Raw genomic sequence first — 8,226 nt, forward strand, 5'->3', positions numbered from 1 at the left:
AAAAAGTGCAAATTGTTCAGCTTGAGCGACTAAAAAGTTAGGACGGGTGAGAGACACTGCCCAAAAAGATACAGGTACAATTATTCTTCCTACTTTCGAGCGTCTTCCCACCCTCCCCACACTTCCTTAACGCACTACCAATTATTTAACATTTAAAGTTTGAAATATTTGTGACATCTTTAAAGTGAATTGGTATAAGATTTTTCCCTCTTCCTTCTTCTCTCTTCCTTCTTCCTTCTACTAATTTAAGGAGATTTTTAACAGATGCTAAAACAGGGAGATTTATTAAAAAGATTATTTAATGCTTTTAAGCCTTTTGAACCTTTGAAACCTGGTAGTCCTGTATATGTTGATTGTCGGGAAGTTCGTGGGGATGGGGATATTATTAAAGATTTAGCTGAACATATTAAATTATCTGATAATAATACTTATCAACTTTATGCCGGACATCGAGGTGCGGGTAAATCAACGGAACTTTTACGATTGAAAGAACACCTGGAAAATAACGGATATTTTATTGTTTATTTCGCTGCTGATGAACAGGATATTAATCCTGAAGATACGGAATATGCTGATATTTTGTTGGCTTGTACTAGGCATTTATTAGAACATTTGAAAGATGCTAATCCTAAGCCTCTACTTGATTGGTTAAAGGGGCGGTGGGGAGATTTAAAAGATTTGGCAACTACGGAAATTTCTTTGGAAAGTTTGGCGGTTGAATCACAAATTAATCAGTACGCTAAACTTACGGCAAATATTAGAGCTGAACCGACTTTAAGGAGAAAAATTAGAGATAAAATTAATCCTTATACTGAGAGTTTAATTGAGGCTCTGAATAGTTTTATTCGTGATGGTAAAAATAAGCTTGGTTCTGATTCTGAGTTGGTAATAATTGCTGATAGTTTAGACCGAATTGTACCAATTGTACAGCCGGACGGACGTAGCAATCATGATGAAATTTTTGTAGACCGCAGCGCTCAATTGAAGGGATTGGATTGTCATACAATTTATACAATTCCTATTTCAATGGTCTATTCTAATCAGGCGCCTAATCTCAAAGTTGAATATGACGATCCACAGGTTTTACCGATGATTATGGTGGAGACTATGGAGGGGGAGGTTTACGATTTGGGAGTTGCTACAATTAGGGAAATTATTGATAGACGAGTTAGTGAAGTTAATCCAGATTTATGTTTAGAAACGGATGTATTTGAAAGTCGAGAAGTTTTAGATAGACTTTGTTTAATGAGCGGCGGTCATGTCCGGGATTTAATGTTATTAATGCAAAGTGTAATTAAACGTGCGGGAGGTAAATTACCGATTTCTGCCAAGGTGGTACAAAGAGCTATTACGGAAGCAAGACTTCCTTATAAAAGATCGGTTCAACAGGAAGAATGGCAAATATTAGTTGATGTTTTTCGCTCTAAAAGTATATTGAATAATCAGCAACACCGGGATTTATTGTTTAATCGTTGTTTGCTGGAATATACTTTCTTGGATGAGGAGGGAGAAAAGCAAACTTGGTATGATGTTCATCCTTTGATTAAAGGTGTTCGTGAATTTAAGGAGTTGTTGGAATGAAGCTTTAAAGAAGTCAGGAGTCAGATTTATATCCCCCCTAACCCCCCTTAATAAGGGGGGAACTGCTTAAAAAAGGGGAACTGCTTCATAAGGGGAGAAGTTTCAAAGTCACCCTTTTCAAGAGGTATTTAGGGGGATCATAAATTTTTATCCACCAGAGAATTTTTCATAACAGGATTTATGGAATTTATAGCGGTTTTTACAAAAGTAGATTACAAAACTTCTGCCTTCTGCCTTGAAGCGAAAATTTCTATATTTTATGTTAATGAAAATTAATATAAGGAGTTGTTGGAATGAAGGGAGAAAAAGTTGTTTGGGAAGAAGATATACAGTCAACTTTTGCAGAGGAATATCAAGACCTATTGAATGTTGTTAGGTTTATTGAAGGTTTTGGTTTATTGTTTGTAGAATGTTCGCCTCCACAGGGAACGGAAATTATTGAAAAAATTCGGCAGGATATTCCTCAAGAAAGGGTAGAAGTTTTGCGTTTGGATAAGACTACTTATAATTTTTATAGTCTGGTAAAAGATTTGCCAAATTTAGCAGAGATTGATGTTTTGTTTGTGACTGGTTTGGAATATTCTCTCTATCAATATGAGGAGGAGATGAAGGAAAGGGGTTTGGATAATAATGAGATTATTTCTATTAGTAGAAGGGGAGTACCTCCTGTTTTGATTAATTTGAATCAGCAGCGAGAAAGATTTAGGGATGATTTTGATATTTGCTTTGTGTTTCTGTTACCAAGGTTTGCTTTAGATTACTTGATTAAACGTGCCCCAGATTTTTTTGATTGGCGTTCTGGGTTATTTCTTTTTCCTATGAATGAGGAATATTTACGACAGGAATCTTTAGATGTTTGTGCAAAAGAATTAAATGATTATAGAGAGTTTACCTGGCAAGAGTGTAAGTATGTATGGTTCAGAATTAAAAGTTTGCTTGATGACGAAAGACTTCCTGCTGAACAAAAAGCTAGTTTGTTAGTTAGGAAGGCTTTTTTTGATATAAAGTTGAAGCAAAATGAAGAAGCAATATCAGCTTGTGATGAAGCACTAACAATTCAAGCTAATAGTTATGAAATTTGGAATAATAAGGACATTGCACCGAAAGAATTAGAAAGATATGAACAGGTACTGGCTGCTGATGAAAAAGCCCTAGAAATCAAACCATACTATTATGAAGCTTGGAGAAGCAAAGGTGATGCACTAAGAAATTTAAAAAGATACGAACAAGGACTAGCAGCTATTGAAAAAGCTCTAGAAATTAAACCAGACTATCATTATGCTTGGCATAATAAAGGCGCTGTAATGCTTGATTTAGAAAGATATGAACAGGCACTGGCTGCTTATGAAAAAGCTCTAGAAATTAAACCAGATTATTATTATGCTTGGAGAAGTAAAGGCATTGCACTGGGAAAATTAGAAAGATATGAACAGGCACTGGCTGCTTATGAAAAAGCTCTAGAAATCAAACCAGACTTTCATGAAGCTTGGACAAATAAAGGCATTGCACTGAGAAATTTAGAAAGATATGAGGAGGCACTAGCAGCTTATGAAAAAGCTCTAGAAATCAAACCAGATTATCATACTTGGTTTTTTAAAAGGATTACATTAGAAAAATTAGAAAGATATGAAGAGGCAGTTGCTGCTTCTGAAAAAGCTCTAGAAATTAAACCAGACTATTATTCTGCTTGGTTATTTAGAGGCATTGCATTAGAAAAATTAGAAAGATATGAACAGGCAGTTGCTGCTTATGAAAAAGCTCTAGAAATTAAACCAGATTATCATTATGCTTGGAATCATAAAGGCGATGCACTAAGAAAACTAGAAAGATATGAACAGGCAATAGCTGCTTATGAAAAAGCTCTAGAAATTAAACCAGATTATCATTATGCTTGGGAGAATAAAGGCATTGCACTGAGAAAATTAGAAAGATATGAACAGTCAATTGCAGCTTATGAAAAAGCTCTAGAAATTAAACCAGACTCTCATTATGCTTGGTATGGTAAAGGTAATATCTTTTTACGATTAAAATTGTATCAACAAGCAATAGTTGCTTATGAAAAGTCTCTAGAAATTAAACCAGACTCTACAAACTCTATTATTAACCTTGGCTTAGTTAAATATGAAATGGGAAAGATAGATGAAGCTATAAAAAATTGGGAAGCTGCCATTAAAATAAATAACCAAGATTTAGAACCTCAATTAGCAATAGGAGTAGCACTATACAAAAAAGGTGAAATTTCAGCAGGTTTAACAATGGCAGAAAAAGCATTAAAATTAGACAAAAATTGGGGAAACTTGCAACGGCTCAAAAAAGAACTTTGGGGCGATAAACTATTAGCAGATGCAGAAAAATTATTAGAAAATCCTCAGATAAAAACCTTACTTTCTCAGATAGTTGAAGAATAAAGAAGCAAGGAAGAAAAAGAGGTACTGATAACTGATAACTGTTAACGAAGTTCCTCCGGAGGAGGCTAACTGAAATGACCTCACGTCACAACCAAAACCCTGTAGGGCGAATGCCATTCGCCCCTACTGTTGTCTATCCAAATAAAAACCGCTGTATGATGGGATTATTCAATTTTGAATATTTTCAAACTCGTAAAATAAATAACAAGCGATCGCCACACAAAAAATTCACCCCAAACTTATCAAGAAAAAATAATATTTCTCTCTCCTTTCCTTCTCAGAGATAGCCTTTCTCAGACTAAATTTCTATTTGATCAAAATAATATGGGTCGTGCCACCCCGCCTTTTAAGGCGAAATATTTCTGGAGAGTTGCTCAAGTACCCTACTTCCCCTCCTGGGAGGGGCAGGGCTAATTCATTGTCGTAGGGAGAATATTCATCAGAAATACATTTAATTGTGCAAATATACAAATCTCCCCATCTCCCCTGGGCTAATTCTTTGTCGTAGGGAGAATATTTACAACCCTATATTTATATTTTTTTGAGTTCCTGTGCTTCCCCCTCTTCCCCCTCTCCCCCCTCTCCCCCCTCTTCCTTTTTTCTAGGCGTGACAATAAATAGACCCTGCCTGGGAGGGGCGGGGGTGGGTTAACTTCTGACTTCTGACTTTTGACTTCTGACTTCTTTAATCCCTGTTCCCTAGCGCCTAGCACTATAAAACTCACAGCCTCACTATATCAAACATAGAACAATAGCCAAAATTTGCATATACTTAAGTAGAATTAACTACGATACTCCTTATTATTGACTAAATATAATACCCCACCAAATAAGCAAAAAGATTAAATAAGCGTTAAATTAATAACATCATCTAGTCATTATGTCAACCCTCAGTCCTTGTGAACCAAAATATCTAGAACTCAAAAACAGTCTCATCCAAATACGAGACCTAGAAGACGCCGCCTCCGTACTAAACTGGGACCAAACCACCTATATGCCCGCCGGAGGAACTTCTGCCAGAGGACGACAAATAGCCACCCTCAAAGAACTTGCCCATGAAAAATTTACCAACCCATCCATAGGTCAACTCCTCGAAGACCTCCGCCCTTACGAACAAAGCCTCCCCTACGACTCCACCGAAGCTAGCTTGATCCGTGTTACTCGCCGAGACTACGAGCGCGCCATCCGAGTCCCTTCAGAATTCATGGCCAAATTTTGCCAACATCAAGCTACCGCCTACGAAGCATGGGTCAAAGCCAAATCTCTCAAAAACTTTTCCCTAGTACAACCATATTTAGAAAAAACATTAGACCTAAGTCGAGAACTAGCCTACTTTTTCCCCCACAAACATATCGCCGATCCTCTCATTGACTTTGTAGACGAAGGCATAACAGTCTCCATACTTCGCCCTCTCTTTCGCGAACTACGCCAAAAATTATTACCCATAGTTGAAGCCATTACCTCCGGCCCACCTGTTGATGATTTGTACCTCCACCAATATTACCCAAAAGAACAACAACTCAAATTTGGACGTACTGTTATAGAACGTATTGGGTTCGACTTTCAAAGAGGTAGACAAGACGAAACCCCCCACCCCTTTACTTCTAGCTTTTCCATTGGCGATGTTCGTATTACCACTCGCGTGTATGAAAATAACTGTACCGAAGCTCTATTTAGTACAGTCCACGAAGTAGGTCATGCTCTCTATGAACAAGGTATTGCTCTGGAATTAGAGGGAACGCCCCTTGCAGAAGGAACCTCAAGCGGTATCCATGAAAGTCAATCCCGATTATGGGAGAATATGGTAGGACGTAGTCGAGGCTTTTGGGAATGTTTTTATCCCCAACTACAGGGTATTTTTCTGAAACAACTGAGTTGTATTTCTGTTTCTGAATTTTATCAGGCTGTGAATAAGGTTGTTAAGTCACCCATTCGTACTGATGCTGACGAAGTAACCTACAATCTCCATGTAATGATTCGATTCGATTTAGAGTTGGCCATGTTAGAAGGGAAGTTAGCTGTTTGTGACCTTCCCGAAGCCTGGAACGAACGCTATAAAAAAGATTTAGGGATAGTTCCCACGAATGATAGTGAGGGAGTAATGCAAGATGTGCATTGGTATGGTGAAATGATTGGGGGAATGTTCCAAGGCTATACTTTAGGTAATTTAATTGCTGCTCAAATTTATGAAACTGCAGTGAAGTCTAATCCCGAAATTACTGTTGCTATTGAACAAGGTAATTTTACTCTTTTGCATCAATGGTTAAAGCATAATATTTATCAACATGGTCGCAAATATACTGCTAATGAACTAATTGATAGAGTAACAGGTCAATCTTTAAGTATTGACCCTTTTATTCGTTACATTCACAATAAGTATAGTGATATATATTCTGTTAAATTAGCTCTTGTTGCTTGAGGGAAAGCCAATTTCAAATAAGGAATTGAAGTTAAAATTATTGGGTGCATCTCAGTTTTGAAGAAAGCAAAAAATTTATCGCTTTTAGGGAACAGGGAACAGGGAATAGGGAATAGGAAAAAAGTATTTTTGTAAATATTTAGATACACCCGAATCTATAGCAGAAGGAAGATGGAAGATGGAAGAACGTCAGATTTTTCCTTCTCTGGTAGATAACTAAATGTCTTTTTCCCTCTTCTTTCTACAGCTTAAAACTCAGAAAACGCCAGGTTTTTCCTTCTCTGGTAGATATAGCTGATTCCATCATAGGTCATTTCAGTTATCAGTTATCAGTTATCAGTTATCAGTTATCAGTTATCAGTTATCAGTACCTCTGGAATAAGGAGGCAAGAAAATACGGAATCTTCTTTTCTCTTGGTAGATTAGATATGGCGAGGTCTCCTCGCCATCCCACCCTACGGGAAGCTGCGAAGAGAGAACTCTGTTCCGCTGTCGCGTTTCGCGTCAGCGTTGCGAAGCAAACGACCGCTTTTTATCCTCTTAAAAGAGGAGGCTTAACTACTCAAATTTTTCGGTTAGGTACACCCGTCCCGGATAAGATGTCGGCGCTGGGAATGTTTAATTGTTAATATCTGTTCTTTTTATTAGACCGCATCTGTTGTAACTAAATGCCTTCTTCCCTCTTCCCTCTTCCCTCTTCCCTCTTCCTTCTTCCTACAAAGATGTTAATATTAATTATACAGATGATTAAATTTTTAGTCCCGCTCAATTTCAGCTAAAACTAGAACTGCAAATATCAGCAAAGTTATTAAAGAGAGATCCAGGATTTTCAAACCAAAACTAAGTAATCATCACAACAATATTATTATGCGTATCCCTACTATTACTACTCTATTAAGTTTAGTAGCCCTGTTTACTTTTACTCAAGTCAAAGCTGTTGCCTCCAACAAAACAGAATCTACAGAATCTTTAGTAACAGAAAAAGAAGAAGATTTAACTCGCAAGTCTAATTTAGAGACTTCCACTGCTGGAGAAAAAGATACTAACAAAATTCAACTGTGGCAAAGACAGAAAAATCACAACTTTCGGATACCCTTTATTGGTGGAAATATCAGATATTTAGGTAAACCTGCTCAACGTGAACTATTCTCCAAACCATTCTATTCCGGTGTAACTCAAAAACAGAATAATCCAAAGAATATATCACAGGGTTCTCGAGGCGCAGAAGTATGGGCAGTACAAAGACGTTTGCAAGCTAGAGGTTTTGACCCTGGAGCTGTAGATAGTGTGTTTGGTTCTCGCACCACAGAAGCAGTAAAAGCTTTTCAAAAGTCTGTAGGCTTAAGTGTAACAGGTATAGTTAATGAAGCTACTTGGACAGCTCTGGCTAAACCTTCATTTGCCTCTCGTCCACCAACTCAAAGAGAAAAACCATCAATCTCAAAGCAGAACTCACCCATCCAAATAGAAAAGATATTAGCAAAAGGAGACAAGGGGTCTAAAGTTAAAACTTTACAAATGCGTCTAGAAACAATGGGTTTTAATCCAGGTCCAATTGATGGGGTCTTTGGCAAAAAAACCACAGGAGCAGTTAAAGCATTTCAAAAATATAAGGGAATTAAGGTTAATGGGATAGTAGATAGAAAGACTTGGGAAGCTTTCAGCCAGAATTGACATACTCCCCGGCGTAAACGCACGGGGATTCTCCTGAAACCAGGATTCTTGGTTCAATGAGTCCACTTAAACTAAACACCTTACGGCATCTAGTCCAGAGATGGTTCTCACGCCTGCGCGTTCGCTCTATTGCCTCTTTCAGAG

At 37.5% G+C, this 8,226-nt stretch carries 5 protein-coding genes; all 5 read left to right on the forward strand.

The features are described from left to right. Window positions 1-264 precede the first annotated feature (264 nt). The 5 genes from F6K15_RS36770 (at window position 265) to F6K15_RS36790 (ending at window position 8,082) form a co-directional block, all read left to right on the forward strand. Window positions 265-1,581 (forward strand): AAA family ATPase, encoded by a 1,317-nt coding sequence (locus F6K15_RS36770; protein WP_293070913.1) that lies wholly within the window; start codon window positions 265-267, stop codon window positions 1,579-1,581. A gap of 293 nt (window positions 1,582-1,874) precedes the next feature. Continuing rightward, a complete protein-coding gene (locus F6K15_RS36775) occupies window positions 1,875-3,989 on the forward strand; it encodes a tetratricopeptide repeat protein (RefSeq protein WP_293070915.1) in 2,115 nt (704 codons plus the stop codon). Between the two features lie 74 nt (window positions 3,990-4,063). Then, window positions 4,064-4,276, forward strand: a complete 213-nt coding sequence (locus F6K15_RS36780; RefSeq protein WP_293070917.1) for a hypothetical protein — start codon at window positions 4,064-4,066, stop codon at window positions 4,274-4,276. A gap of 593 nt (window positions 4,277-4,869) precedes the next feature. Then, window positions 4,870-6,408: a carboxypeptidase M32 gene (locus F6K15_RS36785; RefSeq protein WP_293070918.1), complete on the forward strand. Its 1,539-nt coding sequence runs from the start codon at window positions 4,870-4,872 to the stop codon at window positions 6,406-6,408. Window positions 6,409-7,275: 867 nt separating this feature from the next. Further along, window positions 7,276-8,082, forward strand: a complete 807-nt coding sequence (locus F6K15_RS36790; protein ID WP_293070920.1) for a peptidoglycan-binding protein — start codon at window positions 7,276-7,278, stop codon at window positions 8,080-8,082. Window positions 8,083-8,226: the final 144 nt, after the last annotated feature.

Origin of the sequence: Okeania sp. SIO2B3 (assembly GCF_010672525.1) — a bacterium.
Lineage (GTDB): Bacteria > Cyanobacteriota > Cyanobacteriia > Cyanobacteriales > Microcoleaceae > Okeania.